Below are 17,325 nucleotides of genomic sequence, written 5' to 3'. Positions count from 1 at the left end.
AAATGAAGAGTCTGGCAGACATAAGAGGGAAGTTGTGGCTTCCCTCTTTCAGGCTCAAGTTTTCCGACCTTACTAAAAACAAAAAAATAGTACATTAAAATTATCAACGAATTGATATGTTTTAAAAATGATATCAGTATTATAATTATTTTGTAATTTTGTATTATAATATTAATAATTAAGTCATGGTCAATTTAGAATGGTATCGTACTTTTAAGGCGATCTATAAAACCGGGACATTGACGGGCGCTGCGGACGCTTTATTCATATCCCAGCCGGGAGTAAGCCTGCACTTAAGTTCATTGGAGGCTTATGTAGGATATAAATTGTTCGACAGAACCGGAAGAAAAATGCTTCCGACAGAGCGTGGAAAAGTATTATTCAATGCGGTGGCAGAGCCTCTTACCAAACTGGAGGATGTAGAGAAGAATTTTCAGAAATCCACAGAGAAGCATACTCCAACCATCAGTGTGGGGATGTGTTTTGAGACGTTCCAGACAACGTTGGAACAATATGTTTCTTCATTACCTTTTAACCTGATCATCAGTTTTGGAGAGTATCCTGAGATGCTTGATCAGCTGGATAAAGGAATCCTGGACCTTATCATTACACCGAAAAAAGGATCTTCACCCAATATAGAACATGAAGCATTTTCCTCTGAGCAGATTATTCTGGTAGGGGGAAAAGATGTTGATAAAGCAGCTTTTAATAAAGTGTTGAAAACAAAAGATGCCGAGCAGATTGAGGAATGGTTGAAAAATGAAAAATGGTACGGAACAACCGGAGATATGGAACACCTTTTCCAATTCTGGACCTTGAATTTCGGTCATAAACCCAATTTCCGCCCTAATTATATCGTTCCTAACCTCAATTCAATCATTCGTTGTCTGAAAGGCGGAACCGGATTAGCGGTTATCCCGGACTTTTTGTGTAAAAATGAAATCGAAAGTGGTGATGTGAAGCTGATCTGGGAAGGAAAGAAAAAGCTTGAAAACACACTTTATTTCGGGTGTAGAAAAAATACCAATTACCAAACGGAAATAGAACATATCAAAGGGCTATTCCGCAAGGTGATGGGCAAGTAAGATCATATCCCGCATCTGCAAACCGTTTTCATAGATAGGAAATGGATAATTTTTGATAAAGAAATCTTTCAGAATGCCTTGTTTGATGAAACCGTTTTTCTCATAAAATCTGATCTGTTGGAAGCCTGTATCCGACGTTCCAACAGTCAGTGTTTTATAATGATTTTCTTTCGCAATTTCTTTGGCTTTATTCATCAGGATACTTCCGATTCCTTTATTTCTATAGCTTTCAATCACTGCCACATTTTTAATTTCCAGTTCTGTATCACTGTTTTTGTACAATGCCATCACCGCAATGTTTTCGGTCCCGTCATGTAAAAGATAGAGGTCGGATTTGAAAATATATTGATCAATCGCTTCTTTGGTTTCATCGGCCAGCAGTAGTAAATGATAAGGTATTTCTACATCATAATTTAATTTCTTAAAAGCAAAGTTTTCCATTTACAAGCTCATATGAATAAGTGGATAATCCTTTCCTGAGCCATCTTTTTCTGATCTTCCCACTTTTTTGAAACCCATTTTTTCATAGAACCCGATTGCCCGTGGATTTTGCTCGTTGACATCTACCTTGGTAAGACCTGTCTGTTCTTTCATAAACTGATAAAGTGTTTTTCCATAGCCTTTTCCACGGGTTTCATTATGAATGAAAAGCATTTCCAGATTACCTTCCGCTACGGAAGCAAAACCTTTCGCTTCATCATTTTCAATAATTAAATAGACTTCCAGATTGGGAAGATAATCCCTCGGAATAGCTTCCTTGAAATGATTAAAATCCTCCTCTGTAAGAAAATCGTGAGTTGCTTTTACAGCCGATTCCCAGATTTCCATAATTCTCGGATAATCCTCTGCAGCAGCCAGTCTGATATTTTGTGACATGATTTTTAAAATTTAAACAAAAATAATGAAAATAGCGATGGGATACCAGTTGGAGCGTACATTTAGAAACTAGAAGTAGTGTGTTGAGTATTTATTCCCCTTCTCTGAAGGGGTGGATTTTTGCAAGGCAAAAAGACGGGGTAGTTTAACGGAACAAGTTTTCACACATTATTAATCACCCATCAAATAACAATTTTTTAACAGAAACAGTAAAATTGGTAAGCAGAATTTTCGATTTTTTGTCGCAAATTTGTTTATCACTTTATATTAATAACTAAAATAAAGACTTATGCAAAAGAAAACCTATACAGGACAGCCTGTGGTAACTTTAAATAACGGAGTAGATATTCCAGCTTTAGGCTTTGGAGTATGGCAGATGGAAGATTTGAAAGAATGTGAGAATGCGGTAATCAAAGCGATTCAGACAGGATATAGAATGATTGATACGGCAGCTATTTATCAAAACGAAACAGCAGTGGGTGCTGCGGTAAAAAATAGTGGAGTAGACAGAGATACCTTGTTTATTACCTCAAAAGTATGGGTTCAGGATCATGGATATGAAAAGACAAAAAGCGCTTTTCAAAGAACATTAGACAGATTACAGATGGATTATCTAGATATGTATCTTGTCCACTGGCCGTATGGAGACTTCCTGGGAACATGGAAGGCTTTGGAAGAACTTTATCAGGAAGGAAAGATAAAAGCAATAGGGGTATGTAATTTTACCATCGAAAAGTTGGAGGAATTGAAAGCAAACTCTACTGTTTTGCCGGTAATCAACCAGATTGAGCTGCACCCTGTATTCCAGCAAAAAGAATTGCAGGTATATGACAGACAAAATAATATCGTGACGCAGCCGTGGAGCCCGCTAGGAAATGGGAATGCCAATCTTTTAAGCAATGCAGATCTAAAAGCGATCGCAGAGAAATATGGTAAAACAGTTGCTCAGGTAATCCTGAGATGGCACCTGCAGGAAGGATTTGTAGTCATTCCAAAATCTGTGACACCATCAAGAATTGAAGAAAACTTTAATGTATTTGATTTTGAACTGACAGAAGACGAAATGAATGTTGTCCGTTCTTTAGATACAGGAAAAAGATTATTCTTTGATCCTAAAGATCCGGAATGGGAAAAAAAAATGCTAAATTCTGTAGCAGATATTTAGTTTAAAAATTTAAAATAAAATTGCTCCCACAGCTTTCATGAATGTACAGATCAAAAATCTGAAGTATTATGAAGTCTGTGGGATTTTAAATAAATACTACCCATGACTGCAAAAGAATTCATAGAAACACTCGCCTTGTTTAAGAATGAAAAAGAGATCGATAAAGTTGAGAAATTTTTCAAGGGAAACGATGGTGTTACCAAAAGCTTCGGAGTGAAATTCGGAGATGTTTTTACTATTGCTAAAGAGTTTTCTGCGATGTCTTTGGAAGAGATCAATCAACTTCTTGATAGTGATTTTTATGAAGTAAGAATGGGAGCGGTGAGTATTATGGATTTCCAGGCCAGAAGTAAAAAGACGTCTGAAGATCAAAAGAAACAACTGTATGATTTGTATCTGAACCGCCACGACCGATTGAATAACTGGGATTTTGTGGACAGAGCAGCCCGTTATATTATCGGAGAGTATCTTATTGATAAGCCCAGGAATGTTTTATACCATCTTGCCCAGTCCGATAGTCCATGGGAAAGAAGAACAGCTATTGTAAGTACTCATGCATTTATCAGGGAAAATGATGTACATGATACTTTTGCTATTGCGGAAATACTTGTGAATGATCCCAACGAACTCGTGAATAAAGCGGTAGGAAGCTGGGTAAGAGAAGCTGGGAAAAAAGACCAAAATAAATTAGAAAGTTTTCTTACTACTTACGCGAAAACAATGCCCGCAGTCACATTTTCTTATGCTATAGAAAAACTTGATCCAGAATCAAAGTTGTACTACAAAGAGCTCAGGAAGGCTAGATAAGCCTGCCTTTATCACTTTTCAAGAATCTTAAACGATAAATTGTGAGCAATATCATGTTATTTAATCATAGGGATTGCTTCATTCTTCGTAAATTTTTATAAAAATAATTCTTATGTTTTGGCCGGATACAATCAGTAAAAGATTAGGGGTGAAATATCCTGTGATTCAGGCTCCGATGTTTGGAGTAAGTACGGTACAGATGGTGGCTGCAGCTGCAAAAGCAGATTGTCTGGGATCACTGGCACTGGCAGATCTGTCAGCGGATCAATCTATAGAACTTATCAGAGAAACGAAGAAATTTACAGACAAACCTTTTGCCGCGAATATTTTTGTACATCATATTCCTGAAGTAACAGAGGCTTTAAAAGAAAAATTTGTTAGGACCAAACGCTTTATCGAGCAGCTTGCCCAAGAGAATCATATTGATGTAAGCCTTCCGGATCTTGAGGATCTCAGCATAAACAGCTATCATGAGCAGGTGGATGCCATTATTGAGGAAGACTGCAGGATTGTAAGCTTTACGTTTGGGAATCTTGATGATCACAGCATTCAAAAATTAAAAGAAAACGGAGTCATTCTTATTGGAACCTGTACTTCTGTAAAAGAAGCTTTACTTCTTGAAAAATCCGGTATTGATATCATCTGTGTTCAGGGGATAGAAGCGGGTGGCCACAGAGGAAGTTTCGAAGCCGAAAATATTCCGCAGATCGGAGGATTATCTTTGCTATCACAAGTTTATGATCATGTAAAAGTACCTTTGATCTATGCTGGAGGAATTTATGGAGCAAAAACCTTACAGGCTGTTAAAGATTTGGGAGCACAAGGATTCCAGGTGGGTAATCTTTTGTTGGCTTCCCAGGAAAGTGCCTTGCAGCCTTTTGAAAAAGAACGGCTTAAAAGGGTAGAAGAAGATGAGATTATGTTAACGAAAAGTTTCTCCGGAAGGTATGCCAGAGGAGTGAGAAACAAATTTATAGACCTTGTTGAGCACTCAGAATACATTTTACCATATCCTTATCAGAACAAATTGACCAACGCCTTACGAAAAGCGGCGAAATCTCTGCAGAATCCGGAATTCGTAGGAATTTGGATAGGACAGTCTATTCATCAATATAGTGAACTTTCTACAGAGGAAATCTTGACAAAACTGATCAAAGAATGTGAAAGATAGATCGATATGCTTTCAAATTGAGGATAATTTTATAATTTCGTGGATAAGAATCATTTGATGTACCGGAAAGTTGAGTTTTTTGTTAAAATCTTTCAGGAATATCCATTTGATCAAATATTAAAACTAAAACCAGAGAAAATATAAATGAAATTTTCAGAAGGAATTCAAAGATCACTTCCGTTCGGATATCTTTTTCTTGTCGTGATGGGAATATTAAAGGAAAGTGTCTTCTACTACCAGCTAGGCATTAATATTCTAAAATACTCCACTATAATGGACATCCTGATAAGCCCGATTGCTACGTTGGCATCTCATCCGGCCATATTGATCGCTCTCATTATTATAGTGGTATCTTCATTTGCCTTTCCATCTTATTTATCAAAACAAAGCAGTAAAAATAAAAAATGGGCACTGAAAATGGCATCTCTTAAAGAGCATGAAAGCATGAGAAAGAGGCTATTGAGGATCATTTCACCAATATGTTTGTGAAATTTTTGGCCATGATGTTATTGTCTTTCTTTGTAGGAATAGGATGGGGTGAAGGGATGACATTAACCAAAAGAATAAAGGAAAACAGACTTAAATATGATTATACATTAAATTATAACGATGAAAAGTCTGAACTGGTTCATCTGATAGGATCCAACAGTATGTATTATATTTATCTGGCTAAAGGAAATAAAACAATAAAAATTTCACCGGTAGGCTCCATAAAAAGTATTGAGCTGACCAATAACAAGAGATTGAATGACTAGACATGCTAGTTAATAAAAAAGCTTCAGAATATAATCTGAAGCTTTTTTATTTTTTATTCACTGAATTCAATGATAAGCTGGTTCATTGCCGAACCGGTAAAAGTAGTGGTTGCCCCGTTTAAGTCATTCCATCTCCTTTCCGCGTTTCCGGCAGCATTATAAATATGAGTAGATCCTTCCGTTCCACCGGAATTATTAGGTTCTCCTGTTGCAAACCAGTTTTCTGTGGTAGCAGGATTGGTAGACCAGTTCATTCTGAACTCTTCTCCCGTAATCCATTGAAGTCTGTCCGGGTTACCAGGTCTTTGAATTTTATTAAAGCCGATCCATATATTGTTGGTTAAGTTATAACCTGTTCCTGAAGCTACGATATTGGTTGCAACCCAGATCCTTTCCGCATCATTAGGCATGGTAACAAGATAACCTCCCATTTGCTTCCCAAAGCTGTATGCATTGAACCAGTTGATTCCCTGTGAAAGCTGATAAGCACAATAGGTGTGGTTATTTCCTGTCCATTTTTTGCAGCCGAGCTCAGTGGCAGTACCTCCTCCCGGTACTGAACCTGGTGGCTGAGGTCTTGTTGCGACTGGTATAGGATCATATCCCAATATAGAATTATTGAATCCAGATGATGATCCGCTACTAAGATCAGTTCTTGCAATCTTTCTTACATTTCCGTTGGCATCAGTAGAGAGTATATCATCGGCTGCAACACCTTGGGGTAGAGTGCGGGTTCGTAATTCTCCATTAATGTCAAGTGTTTTTGTAGGAGCGGTTGTATTAATACCAACTTGAGCACTTGCGAGATAAGGTAAGATAATGAATAGTAAAATTGATTTTTTCATAGTTACTTCTATTATTCATTAAATTCAATAATAAGCTGGTTCATAGAAATACTGGAATTAGTAGTCAGTGTACCATTCAAATCATTCCATTTTCTTTCAGCATTTGCGCTGGTGGCAAATATGTGGGTTGCTCCTTCAACACCTCCTGAATTGTTAGGCTCTCCGGGATTAAACCAGTTTTCTGTAGTGGCAGGGTTTGTAGACCAGTTGATTCTGAATTCTTCCCCTGTGATCCACTGGAGCTGATCCGGATTTCCAGGTCTTTGAATCTTATTAAAGCCGATCCATATATTGTTGGCTAAGTTATAGCCTGTTCCGGAAGCTACGATATTGGTATTCACCCACGTTCTTTCACTATCATTAGGCATGGTAACCAGATATCCTCCCATTTGTTTTCCAAAACTGAATGCATTGGACCAGTTAATAGCCTGTGAAATTTGATAAGCACAATACGTGTGGTTATTTCCTGTCCATTTCTTGCAGCCGAGCTCAGTGGCAGTACCTCCTCCCGGCACGGAACCAGGTGGTTGAGGTCTTGTAGCTACTGGTTTGGGATCATATCCTAGTATGGTATTATTGAATCCAGATGATGATCCACTGCTAAGGTCAGTTCTGGCAATCTTTCTTACGTTTCCATTGGCATCAGTAGAAAGTATATCATCGGCTGCTACACCTACGGGTAAAGTACGGATCCGTAATTCTCCATTGAGGTCAAGTGTTTTTGTAGGAGCTGTAGTATTAATCCCAACTTGTGCATTTATAGCGTAAGGCAAAATAATAAATAAGATAGTTTTTTTCATTTTTATGCTTTTTTGCGTACCAAATATATAAAAATATTTTACGATAATAAATGTAATGCATTGATTGTTAATGTATTGTGATTTTATATTAAAATGAAATTTATAATAGTATTTGTTTATTTATAAATATTTTTAATCATAAATATTTTATCATAAAATAAATAAGTCATATTCGGATTATTGTAATGACTTGTTTTGTTTGAAAAAATAAAAAACTTCTTTCAGTTGAAAGAAGTTTCTATAATGTTGAGAATTTGTTCTGATCGCTGAATTTTTTAAACCAGCTTGTGTATGATGATCGTTATTTTGTTAAATCAAGACCACCGAAATTTCCGGAACTCATCATTAAATAAACACCATCTGTTTTATCCAATGTATTCCAGTAGGCATGAAGATCTTCAGCATTCGTGAAAACCCTTAGCTTTTCATTTTTGAATTTTTCTTTGATAAACTCCGGAGAGATAGGCTCCATTCTTTTGATCTTCAAAGCATCTTCAGAGTAGAAAACTACAGCCTCTTCCAGACCGTCCATTGCATGGTCATATTGCTCAAGGAAAACTGGATTCAAACTTGAATAAGTATGAAGCTCCAGAAATCCGTATTTCTTATCATTTTTAAATTGTTCCGTAAATGCTTTTACAGCTGCCTTCACCTTACTTGGTGCATGGGCAAAATCCTTATAAAGTGTTCCTTTATCCTCTCTTTCTACTTTTTCAAGACGTTTGGATGCTCCTTTGAAACTCATAATGGCCTCATAGAAATCTTCATCCATAATACCCAGCTGTCGGCAGATATGTCTTGCTCCTTCCAGATTCAATAGGTTATGTGCCCCAAAAACAGAAAGAGGAACATCTCCCATTTCGGTTTTTAAATAGACTTTACCGTTGTTGATTTCGTATTCAGGAGTTTTGTAAGGGATTTTTCTGAAATAGTTTTCAGCATTTTCCACTACTTTCACCACTTCAGCATCTTCTTCATTGTACACCAGAACTCCACCTGCTGTAATGCTTGCTACAAATTTTCTGAACTGATCAATATAATCATCAAAAGTTTTGAAAACATTGATGTGATCCCATGCAATACCACTCATTAAAGCGATATTGGGCTGATACAGTAAAAACTTTGAACGCAGATCGATAGGAGAAGAAAGGTATTCATCACCTTCCAATACCATGAAGTCATTATCCTGTGTCAGTTTTACCATGCAGTCGAAACCTTCAAGCTGAGCTCCTACCATGAAATCCACCTCTTTCTGGTGGAAATTCAAAACGTGAAGAATCATTGAGGTAATGGTTGTTTTACCATGAGACCCTGCAATGACAACTCTGGTTTTATTTTTAGACTGCTCGTACAAAAATTCCGGATAAGAATATATTTTCAGTCCCAGTTCTTTCGCTCTTGCCAGCTCAGGATTATCCTGATGTGCATGCATTCCAAGAATGACAGCATCAATATCCGGAGTGATTTTTTCCGGGAACCAGCCTAATTCCTGAGGTAGAATTCCTTTCTTTTCCAATCGGGATTTTGAAGGCTCAAAAATAGCGTCATCAGAACCTGTCACCTGATATCCTTTGTCTTTTAATGCGATCGCAAGATTATGCATGGCGCTTCCGCCAATAGCAATGAAGTGGGTTTTCAATTGTATTTACTGTTTTTTAACATTAGTATTAATGATCTGCTGGAAAGCTTCAAGAATATTGTTCCAATTGGTCTGGTAGTTTGCAATGATCATACTTGCGTCTGATTTACTGCCTTCATTAGGACCTTTCTTGATGTTGATGGAAGTTGAAATATTGTCGTACAATTTTTTACGGTCTTCCTGTATTCTTCTGAAATTATTCTGAGAAAGAACCTGATCCAGTTTCTTTAAATCTTCATTGGAAATTTTAAAATCCTGCTTATGTTTCTTTCCCTGGCTTTCAATAGAATAATGTACATTATTACCTTTTATAAGCAGATTTTCATAAATAGGAGCAATGCCACCGCTTTTCGAATAGCTGATATCAAAATCCGAATATACCTTTTGGCTGTTGCATGAAACTAATACTATGATTGCAAATAAAATTCCAAGTATTTTGTTCATAATTTTTGTCTTTACTTTAATTATTTGAGTCCTTTTGTTCTAATTTTTTAGCTTTAAGTTCTTCATCATAACTGTGTAATAGGTTGAAATCTTCTGTCTGCTCAATGGCAGTCATGATTTTCAATAAAATTTCCGGTGCTTTTTCGTTATCATAATCGATATCCAAAGGAGCCTTGAATTCCATCGTAGGTTTTACACCGGTTACCTTTACGCGGAGTCCTTTTTTATCAAAAGCTCTTCTGAATCCATTTATTTTAATAGGAATGACAATAGGACGCTGATTTTTTACCAATTTGGCTGTTCCTCTTCGTCCCTGTGCAAAAGCGGAAGTAGTTCCTTGAGGGAAGGTAGCTACCCAGCCATTGTCCAATGCCTTCATAATATTGTCTACCTCACTCATGTCTACCATTCTGTTGACATTTTTCCCTTCTGCTCTCCATGTTCTTTTTACCGTTACAGCGCCAGCAACTTTGAAGATTTTGGGAAGAATTCCTTTATTCATGGTTTCCTCAGCTGCAACATAGTAAAAATCAATCTTTGGGTTCAATAGATAGATCGGATTTTTGATCGTGTTCAGGTATCCATTGTTTACAGCACAGAAAGCATGGTACATTGCTGCCACATCTGCAAAATAGGTCTGATGGTTGGATACAAAAAGTACGTTAGAGTCCGGAAGATCCACAAGGTGTTCTGTCCCGGTTATTTTTAACTTATTAAAGCCGTTGAATCTTCTGTATGATACAACTCCTAAAATAAAAATAATAAACCTTTTCAAAAAATAAGGGGTTCCGAATGCATCGGTGAAAATATTTTTCTTCGCCATCTCTCAATTAAACACGGTAGTGCAAAGTTACATTTTTTTCAGCAACTGGCTGAATTCACTTAATATCATCGCTGTAGCTCCCCAGATAATATATCCGTTGAAATTAATGACTGGGACTTCATGTCCGCTAGCATTCGGAAGGTCCATCATTTCGGGGGTATCCGACAGGTTTAAGAAGGAAGTGATAGGAAATTCTATGGTTTCAACAACTTCCCTATGCTGTAGAACGAAAGCAGGGTTCTTTTTAGTATAGGAAATATAGGGGTATACATAAAAATTGCTTGGCGGAATATAGATGGGAGACATTTCTCTGATAATCCTTACATAATGTTTATCAATTCCGATTTCTTCAGAGGTTTCTCTTACTGCAGTTTCAGCAAAATCCCTGTCCATTTCTTCGCGTTTTCCTCCAGGCAGCGATATCTGTCCGCTGTGTCTGTCGTGCTCGTTAATCGTTCTTTGAATCAATGGAAAATACCACTCATTGTCTTTCAGATATAATACAATATTGACAGCTGCAAATTTTGGGTTTTTTGCCAATACTTCATCATAAGTAAAAACGGGACGGGAGGGGGGAGAGAAGACTCCATGGGCGTGTTCACCGGGAAGTTCCACGCTTTTTATTTTTCTTAATAAATCTTTTCCAAAATTTTCCATAGCTCAAATTTAGCAATATATCTTGAAGAAATAAGGGCCTTAACATTAATTAACCTATGCAAATATTAGTATGAAAAGATGTTTTGTAATGGATTTTGTTTCGCAAATGAATGATGAGCAGCAAGCAAAGAATAAAGAACGTCACATCTTAAACTTTAAACCTGAATTTTTAATAGCAATAGTCAATTTTATTTTGAAAGTGAATTTTGAAGAGCTGATGACGTAAAGTGTTTAAAACCCTGAACTGTGATGTTTCAAGACTGATGTGAAAATGGGAATAATGAGTGAAAATAACCGTCACAGGAACCTCAATATTCACCATGAACGGACTTACTTTTAGCGCTGAAAATAGAGATCGTGTTTTCCCCTCACTGAAAACAATGATTTCCTTACAACGGCAATTGGTGACCCTTGCACCCGTAAACAGTGACTTTTGAAATTTACACTTTGATGGTGGTTTTTCACTTTGATGGAGAAGCTACCTTTGCCTTACTATTAACCAATTAATTTTTACTAAGATGAAAAATTTACTTACAGGTGTACTTACACTATTCGCCATGAGTTTCGGGTTCGCTCAATTTAATATTGATGTGACTACCCAAACAGGAAACTTAAATGTTGCTACTGTAGACCAGACTGGTCTTTTGAACATCAATTCTTTAACACAAACAGGGAATCGTAATACTGCAGACATTGATCAGGTTGGAATTTTGAATGTCAACACTGCGCAAAGTATCGGAAACAGAAACTCTATAGATGTTGATCAGGTAGGTGTCGGAAACACAAATGATGTAATCCAGATGGGAAACAGAAACTCTGCTTCAACATGGCAGCTTGGAGTACTTAATTCTACAGATCAAACTCAGATCGGAAGAAGAAATGATGCTTCTTCAGTGCAGATTGGATTAGGTAACTCTGTCTATCAATATCAGGATGGAAGAAGAAATGATGCTTCAGCTATTCAGGTAGGTAGTGGTAATGATGCATATCAGATTCAGCTGGGAAGAAGAAATGACGCTACCGGAGTTCAGGTAGGAGCCAATAACGTTCTTGTTCAGTATCAGGATGGTAATGATAACAGTGCTACTCATGCACAAGCTGGTAATGGAAATATCGCTGCCTCCGTTCAGGTAGGAGATGATAACACTTCTGTAGGAGTACAGGCAGGTAATGCTAACCAACTTTATCAGTTCCAGGTAGGAGATTCTAATACAGCTATTGACCTTCAAATGGGTAACGGTAACTTTACCTGGGTAACTCAGACTGGTGATTCTCATATCCATTTAGGAACTCAGATGGGTAACGGAAACTCTATGATTGTGAATCAATCCAATTAAGCCCTATAACACATACTGTAAATCTTAGAAATTGTAAGGGAGAAACTACAGGGTTTCTCCTTTTTTACCTTCGGTTTTCTCTGGCTTACATGAATGTATAATACAAATATAGGCCATGTCTACTTTAAAATGGAGTGCTATTACTCTTTTCGCGCTACTGCGATTGCAGGCACAGGAAATAGACTGGGATAAGATCAATAGTAATACAATCTTTAATCTTATAGCCAGGCAGCAGATTGATCAGAGTTCTTACGGTTCCAATATCATTCAGATAGGAGATTATAACAATGCCGAGCTTTCTCTTAATACCCGCACTAGTATTGTGGTAAAACAAATGGGAGACTTTAATACGCTTTATTTTATCAATTCATTTACAGATAAAGAAACAAAAGCCGCCGTTACTGCACAAGGGAACAATAACATTATTGATGTTACAGGAAGCAACAGTATTTCGGATGGAATTCAGATCAATGTAAAGGGAGACAATAAAACAGTTTTCATGAGAAATTATTAAAACACCAATGATGAAAATTTTATATTCCCTAAGCCTGAGCACTTTTTTTACCTTCCTGTCTGTATGGGCTTATGGGCAGGAAGATAAAAAAGTAAATGCAAGGATAGAGAGCAGCCTCCTTGAAAATCAGATTATATTGAAAGCAGTTGTAATGAATAATACCGCCGTTTACAAGGAACTCAATTATCTTTTGCTTTCTATTAAAAAAGGAAACGGAGGAAACCTTTCAAACAATCAGCAGAGTGGTAAATTTTCAGTTAACCCCAATGAAGTCAAAGTACTATCAGAGATCAGCGTAAATCTTGAATCAAAAGATGCCTTAAAAGCTTTCCTTTATATCAGGGATGAAGAAACCCAGAAATTGGTAGCCAAAGACAGTTTGGAGCTTAACAGCGATCTTTTTAAAAAGAAAACAGCCAAAATAGAAGAAGACGCTGCCTATGAACTGAGAGGACTTACCATTGATGAAACCAAAACAAAGGTTGGGAAAGACTTTTATGATCTGTTTTATATGCAGTATAGCCAGCTGCCGGATAAAAGCAGTAGTGCCGTTACCATTACAGAACTTCCCCTTCGTGGGACAAGCGGCCAGATCAATATTCAGATTGAAGATAAAATTATTTACAGTTTTATGACCAATCCTGCAGAAGATTATTTAAAAGAACAGCTCACCTACAGCTTAAAATATATCAAAGAATTTAACGCAAAGAAAAACCTTATTAAAAATGAATTCATTTACTAAAAATGTCCGCCATGAAAACCCTTATCATTATTTTGACCTTTATCGCGGGTATTTTCTACGGAAAATCTCAGCAGCTCGTCTATAAACCGGTGAATCCGGCTTTTGGAGGAGATACGTTTAATTATCAGTGGCTTTTAAGCTCTGCTAATGCACAAAATCAATTTGATGAAAAAAATGATTACAGCAACTTGCTGGATCGTGTAAACTCTCTTGACAGCTTTACCCAGAGTCTCAACAGACAAATTCTCAGTGAACTTTCAAGAAAACTGTTTGATGAACAGTTTGGTGATGGAAATATAAAGCCTGGAAATTATCTTTTTGGATCGCTTTATTTACAGATTACCAATACTAATCAGGGACTTTTAATCAATATTTTGGATACCAGCAATGGCGATCAGTCCGAGATCGTAATCCCAAAATAGGAAATAACTAAAAATAACTTACCATGACAACCTACACTTACACCAGAATCTTTTTCTGTAGTTTCTTGCTATGCATTCTGCAGGCTTGTAGTTCAATATTTGGTTTACCTTCGGATCCCGAAAAACCAACGATGGGAGAGGTCTCCTCTTCTACCGCAGAATTGAAAAATCTCCCGCTTCCCAAAGAGAAGATTGTAATAGGAGTCTACAAATTCCGGGACCAGACCGGCCAGTATAAGCCTTCTGAAAACGGAAACAACTGGAGTACGGCAGTTCCTCAGGGAACCACTACCATCCTCATCAAAGCATTAGAAGACAGCCATTGGTTTATCCCTATCGAAAGGGAAAACATTGCCAATCTTCTCAATGAAAGACAAATCATCCGCTCCACACGACAGGAGTATATAAAGGATGCAGATAAAAATAGCCAGTCACTTCCCCCTCTTTTGTACGCCGGAATTCTTCTTGAAGGCGGTGTCATTTCTTACGACAGCAATATTCTAACTGGAGGACTTGGAGCCAGATATTTTGGAATCGGAGCTTCCACACAGTACCGCCAGGACAGGATTACGATTTACCTTCGTGCTGTTTCTACTCTCAATGGAGAGATTCTTAAGACTGTTTATACCTCCAAAACAATACTTTCAACCAGCGTCAACGGAAGTTTTTTCAGATATATTGATACGGAAAGACTCCTGGAAGCTGAGGTAGGTCTCACTCAGAATGAGCCCGTTCAGCTTGCTGTAACCGAAGCTATTGAAAAAGCTGTGAAATCTCTTATTGTAGAAGGGATAAGAGATAAAATATGGGGAAAAGCTGTGGATGCTAATGGACCATATCAGGCATTAATTAACGAATATAATAGTGAACAGGAACAAAATAACGGAAGAGCAGTCGGTGGCAGATTTCCAGATAATTACAGACAGAAATTTTCCGTATTTGCCAATGTTGAAGGTCAGAAAGTCCGAGACGATTATGTAGACCCTAAAATGAACGTTGGAGGCAAAATAGGATTCAAATATTTCCTTACTCCTTACCTGAATGTAGAAGTGAACGGTAATTATTTTACGCTGGAAAATTCAAATATTGTGAAAAGAAATTATTACGGTCCTGAAGTGAACCTGGAATATCTGCTTTTCCCAAAATACAGATTTAGCCCATACATATACGGTGGGGCAGGAGCGATGTATTCAAAATACAAACCTCAATATAAAGCACAAGTCGGTGGCGGGCTGGAATATATGATCAGCCAGAATGTTTCACTGAGAGCTTCCGCTCAATATGACTTAGGTTTCAAAGATAACTGGGAAGGCCTCGTTAACGGGAAAAGAAAAGATCAGGCTTTACGCTTTGCTATAGGAATCAATTTTTACTTCGGAAACAAATAAAAACACGAATTATGAAAACTATAATTAAAATACTCAGCATACTCATCTTTGCTTTTTGTCTGTTTTCATGCAGTGAAGACCTTGTAGAACAGGCTCAAACAGGAATGTTAAAAGGAAAAGTCGTAAAAAGAGGCAGTAATGTGCCGATTCCTAATGTGAAAATTTTCACCAATCCTACGACACAGACGGTATTCAGTGGTACGGACGGTTCTTTTGAGATCGCTGCCATGCCCGTAGGTAATTATTCTGTGAAAGCAGAACTTTCAGGATATATTACCAGCTTCCAGTCTGTCAATATACAGAATCAAAATCAGGTGGTAACGGTAGTTTTTGAGATGGATGATGATACATCATTGAATTCTCCTCCCGCTACACCTCAGTTGTTAAGTCCGATAGATAACGCAGTCAATCAACCTTTGAGCGTTGAATTAACCTGGAGCGCAACAGATCCCGATACAGCGGATGTCTTGAAATACAGTTTGACAATTAAAAATAATCTTGACACTAATGTGATTCAGGTTAATGATTTGAAAGCGAATCATTATACGCTTTCAAATCTGAAGTTTGGTGTAAGTTACTTCTGGCAGGTGTCTGTTTCGGACGGCATTCACCAGCCAGTTTTAAGCTCTATCAGTAAATTTACGACCAACACGGTTCCTTCCAATCGGTATCATTATGCACAAAAACAAAATGGAAATTTCGTCATCATATCCAGCAACGATCAGGGAAATAACTTCCAGTTTACCAATTCTTCCTACAACAGCTGGCGGCCACGTAAAAACAATAATGCAGGTCTCATAGCATTTCTCCGTACAGAAGGCGGAAGCACTCATATTTATACTGCCAATCCGGATGGTTCCAATCCTTTTAAAGTAACAACGGTGCCTGTGGCAGGTTTTAATAACTATGAGATGGATTTTGCCTGGAGTACGAATGGTAAAGAGCTTATTTATTCAAACTTTAATAAGCTGTACAGGATCAATAAAGACGGAAGCGGCCTGAGCCTGGTATATACCACTCCGGACGGAAGTCTGATCTCCGAATGTGACTGGAGCTATGACGGAAGTAAAATTGCTTTGAAAACCAATGATTACAATGGTTATAACACGAAAATTTATGTGATAGATACCACAGGAAATATCATTAAAACGGTATTATCCGGCTCAGTAGGGGCGAGTGGTGGGTTGAATTTTTCTGTAGATGGACAGCTTCTTCTGTTTACCCGTGATGTTTCAGGGTATGTGGATGGAAGCGGAAACTACCGTCAGCTGGATTCGCATATCTTCATTTATAATCTGGTTAGCGATGTCGTAAGTGATATTTCTGCAGAAAGCGAAAAAGTGATGGGTACCAATGATCTTGATCCAAGGTTCTCACCGAATAATGCACAGGTCATTTTTATGAATACCTCCAATGACAATATTTCCCAGAGAAATGTGATGGTCATTGATCTGACCAGTAGCTTGACAGATCTTACCCGTGCTTCACTTTTCAGCAATGGAGAAATGCCGGATTATGAGTAAGGTTTAATGTTTTTAAATTTAATATTGTTTATCATTTTCATTGACATTTAATAGATGGGCTTTTCAAATAAAAGATGATTATTACTACTATAAAGTCCAGGTTTTAAGGTTTAAAGTTCCAGGATGTGAGCTTGAGATTAGAAATTTGAGTTGTTTGCAGATAAAACAACAAGGATAAAAATAACATATGCTTTTTCATTCCTAAGTTTCTGATCTCTTTGTCTCACTTCCAGCCTTAAAATAAGTTTAATAATGAGCTGTCTGTCTGATTCAAAAGACCGAATTCAGGCATAAAAAAATTCCAGACTGTAAAGTTTGGAATTTTTTTGAGT

The 17,325-nt window shown here is 37.4% G+C and carries 21 protein-coding genes; 13 read left to right on the top strand and 8 right to left on the bottom strand.

Annotated features, from left to right (window positions below; translation table 11 throughout):
* Positions 1–185 precede the first annotated feature (185 nt).
* Positions 186–1,085, top strand: a complete 900-nt coding sequence (locus LF886_RS19930) for a LysR family transcriptional regulator (protein ID WP_103231470.1) — start codon at positions 186–188, stop codon at positions 1,083–1,085.
* Here LF886_RS19930 and LF886_RS19925 read toward each other — a convergent pair.
* Both LF886_RS19925 and LF886_RS19920 read right to left on the bottom strand, forming a co-directional pair.
* Complete coding sequence (locus LF886_RS19925) at positions 1,059–1,526, bottom strand: GNAT family N-acetyltransferase (protein ID WP_236851294.1); 468 nt, start codon at positions 1,524–1,526, stop codon at positions 1,059–1,061. The genes LF886_RS19930 and LF886_RS19925 overlap by 27 nt on opposite strands.
* Entirely contained in the window at positions 1,527–1,961 is a 435-nt protein-coding gene (locus LF886_RS19920) for a GNAT family N-acetyltransferase (protein ID WP_236851293.1), read from the bottom strand.
* Between the two features lie 289 nt (positions 1,962–2,250).
* Between LF886_RS19920 and LF886_RS19915 the strand changes: the two genes are divergently transcribed.
* From LF886_RS19915 to LF886_RS19895, 5 genes are all read left to right on the top strand, one after another.
* Positions 2,251–3,126 (top strand): aldo/keto reductase, encoded by an 876-nt coding sequence (locus LF886_RS19915; RefSeq protein WP_236851292.1) that lies wholly within the window; start codon positions 2,251–2,253, stop codon positions 3,124–3,126.
* Positions 3,127–3,228: 102 nt separating this feature from the next.
* Positions 3,229–3,933, top strand: a complete 705-nt coding sequence (locus LF886_RS19910) for a DNA alkylation repair protein (protein WP_236851291.1) — start codon at positions 3,229–3,231, stop codon at positions 3,931–3,933.
* Between the two features lie 112 nt (positions 3,934–4,045).
* Positions 4,046–5,104, top strand: coding sequence for an NAD(P)H-dependent flavin oxidoreductase (locus LF886_RS19905; RefSeq protein ID WP_236851290.1), 1,059 nt, complete (start codon positions 4,046–4,048; stop codon positions 5,102–5,104).
* Positions 5,105–5,248: 144 nt separating this feature from the next.
* On the top strand, positions 5,249–5,593 hold the full coding sequence (locus LF886_RS19900; RefSeq protein WP_236851289.1) for a hypothetical protein: 345 nt from the start codon (positions 5,249–5,251) through the stop codon (positions 5,591–5,593).
* A gap of 11 nt (positions 5,594–5,604) precedes the next feature.
* On the top strand, positions 5,605–5,859 hold the full coding sequence (locus tag LF886_RS19895) for a hypothetical protein (RefSeq protein WP_236851288.1): 255 nt from the start codon (positions 5,605–5,607) through the stop codon (positions 5,857–5,859).
* Positions 5,860–5,912: 53 nt separating this feature from the next.
* Here the strand turns inward: LF886_RS19895 and LF886_RS19890 are convergent, their stop codons facing one another.
* The 6 genes from LF886_RS19890 to LF886_RS19865 form a co-directional block, all read right to left on the bottom strand.
* The gene (locus tag LF886_RS19890; RefSeq protein WP_236851287.1) at positions 5,913–6,704 is read right to left on the bottom strand and encodes a C-type lectin domain-containing protein; all 792 of its coding nucleotides are present in this window, start codon (positions 6,702–6,704) and stop codon (positions 5,913–5,915) included.
* An 11-nt stretch (positions 6,705–6,715) separates the two neighbouring features.
* The gene (locus LF886_RS19885; protein WP_236851286.1) at positions 6,716–7,504 is read right to left on the bottom strand and encodes a C-type lectin domain-containing protein; all 789 of its coding nucleotides are present in this window, start codon (positions 7,502–7,504) and stop codon (positions 6,716–6,718) included.
* 301 nt (positions 7,505–7,805) lie between these two features.
* Complete coding sequence (locus tag LF886_RS19880; RefSeq protein WP_236851285.1) at positions 7,806–9,143, bottom strand: UDP-N-acetylmuramate--L-alanine ligase; 1,338 nt, start codon at positions 9,141–9,143, stop codon at positions 7,806–7,808.
* Positions 9,144–9,149: 6 nt separating this feature from the next.
* Positions 9,150–9,587 (bottom strand): hypothetical protein, encoded by a 438-nt coding sequence (locus LF886_RS19875; RefSeq protein ID WP_236851284.1) that lies wholly within the window; start codon positions 9,585–9,587, stop codon positions 9,150–9,152.
* 16 nt (positions 9,588–9,603) lie between these two features.
* Entirely contained in the window at positions 9,604–10,410 is an 807-nt protein-coding gene (locus LF886_RS19870) for a lysophospholipid acyltransferase family protein (protein ID WP_103231483.1), read from the bottom strand.
* A gap of 27 nt (positions 10,411–10,437) precedes the next feature.
* Entirely contained in the window at positions 10,438–11,067 is a 630-nt protein-coding gene (locus LF886_RS19865) for an NUDIX hydrolase (RefSeq protein WP_124530652.1), read from the bottom strand.
* Positions 11,068–11,137: 70 nt separating this feature from the next.
* Here LF886_RS19865 and LF886_RS19860 point away from each other — a divergent pair, with 70 nt between their 5' ends.
* The 7 genes from LF886_RS19860 (at position 11,138) to LF886_RS19830 (ending at position 16,993) form a co-directional block, all read left to right on the top strand.
* A complete protein-coding gene (locus tag LF886_RS19860; RefSeq protein ID WP_236851283.1) occupies positions 11,138–11,293 on the top strand; it encodes a hypothetical protein in 156 nt (51 codons plus the stop codon).
* Positions 11,294–11,585: 292 nt separating this feature from the next.
* Positions 11,586–12,404: an RIP homotypic interaction motif-containing protein gene (locus tag LF886_RS19855; protein ID WP_236851282.1), complete on the top strand. Its 819-nt coding sequence runs from the start codon at positions 11,586–11,588 to the stop codon at positions 12,402–12,404.
* Positions 12,405–12,519: 115 nt separating this feature from the next.
* Positions 12,520–12,918 carry a hypothetical protein gene (locus LF886_RS19850; RefSeq protein WP_236851281.1) on the top strand — a complete coding sequence of 133 codons (399 nt, stop codon included), beginning with the start codon at positions 12,520–12,522 and terminating at the stop codon, positions 12,916–12,918.
* Positions 12,919–12,925: 7 nt separating this feature from the next.
* The gene (locus tag LF886_RS19845; protein WP_236851280.1) at positions 12,926–13,660 is read left to right on the top strand and encodes a curli production assembly/transport protein CsgE; all 735 of its coding nucleotides are present in this window, start codon (positions 12,926–12,928) and stop codon (positions 13,658–13,660) included.
* A gap of 11 nt (positions 13,661–13,671) precedes the next feature.
* Positions 13,672–14,082, top strand: a complete 411-nt coding sequence (locus LF886_RS19840) for a curli production assembly/transport component CsgF (protein ID WP_124530649.1) — start codon at positions 13,672–13,674, stop codon at positions 14,080–14,082.
* Positions 14,083–14,105: 23 nt separating this feature from the next.
* On the top strand, positions 14,106–15,470 hold the full coding sequence (locus LF886_RS19835; protein WP_236851279.1) for a CsgG/HfaB family protein: 1,365 nt from the start codon (positions 14,106–14,108) through the stop codon (positions 15,468–15,470).
* An 11-nt stretch (positions 15,471–15,481) separates the two neighbouring features.
* Positions 15,482–16,993: a carboxypeptidase-like regulatory domain-containing protein gene (locus LF886_RS19830; protein ID WP_236851278.1), complete on the top strand. Its 1,512-nt coding sequence runs from the start codon at positions 15,482–15,484 to the stop codon at positions 16,991–16,993.
* The last annotated feature ends 332 nt before the right edge of the window (positions 16,994–17,325 follow it).

Origin of the sequence: Chryseobacterium sp. MEBOG07 (assembly GCF_021869745.1) — a bacterium.
In the GTDB taxonomy this organism is placed as follows: Bacteria; Bacteroidota; Bacteroidia; order Flavobacteriales; family Weeksellaceae; genus Chryseobacterium; species Chryseobacterium viscerum.
Note: the sequence above shows the minus strand (reverse complement) of the source record. Positions and strands in the feature narration are given on the sequence as shown.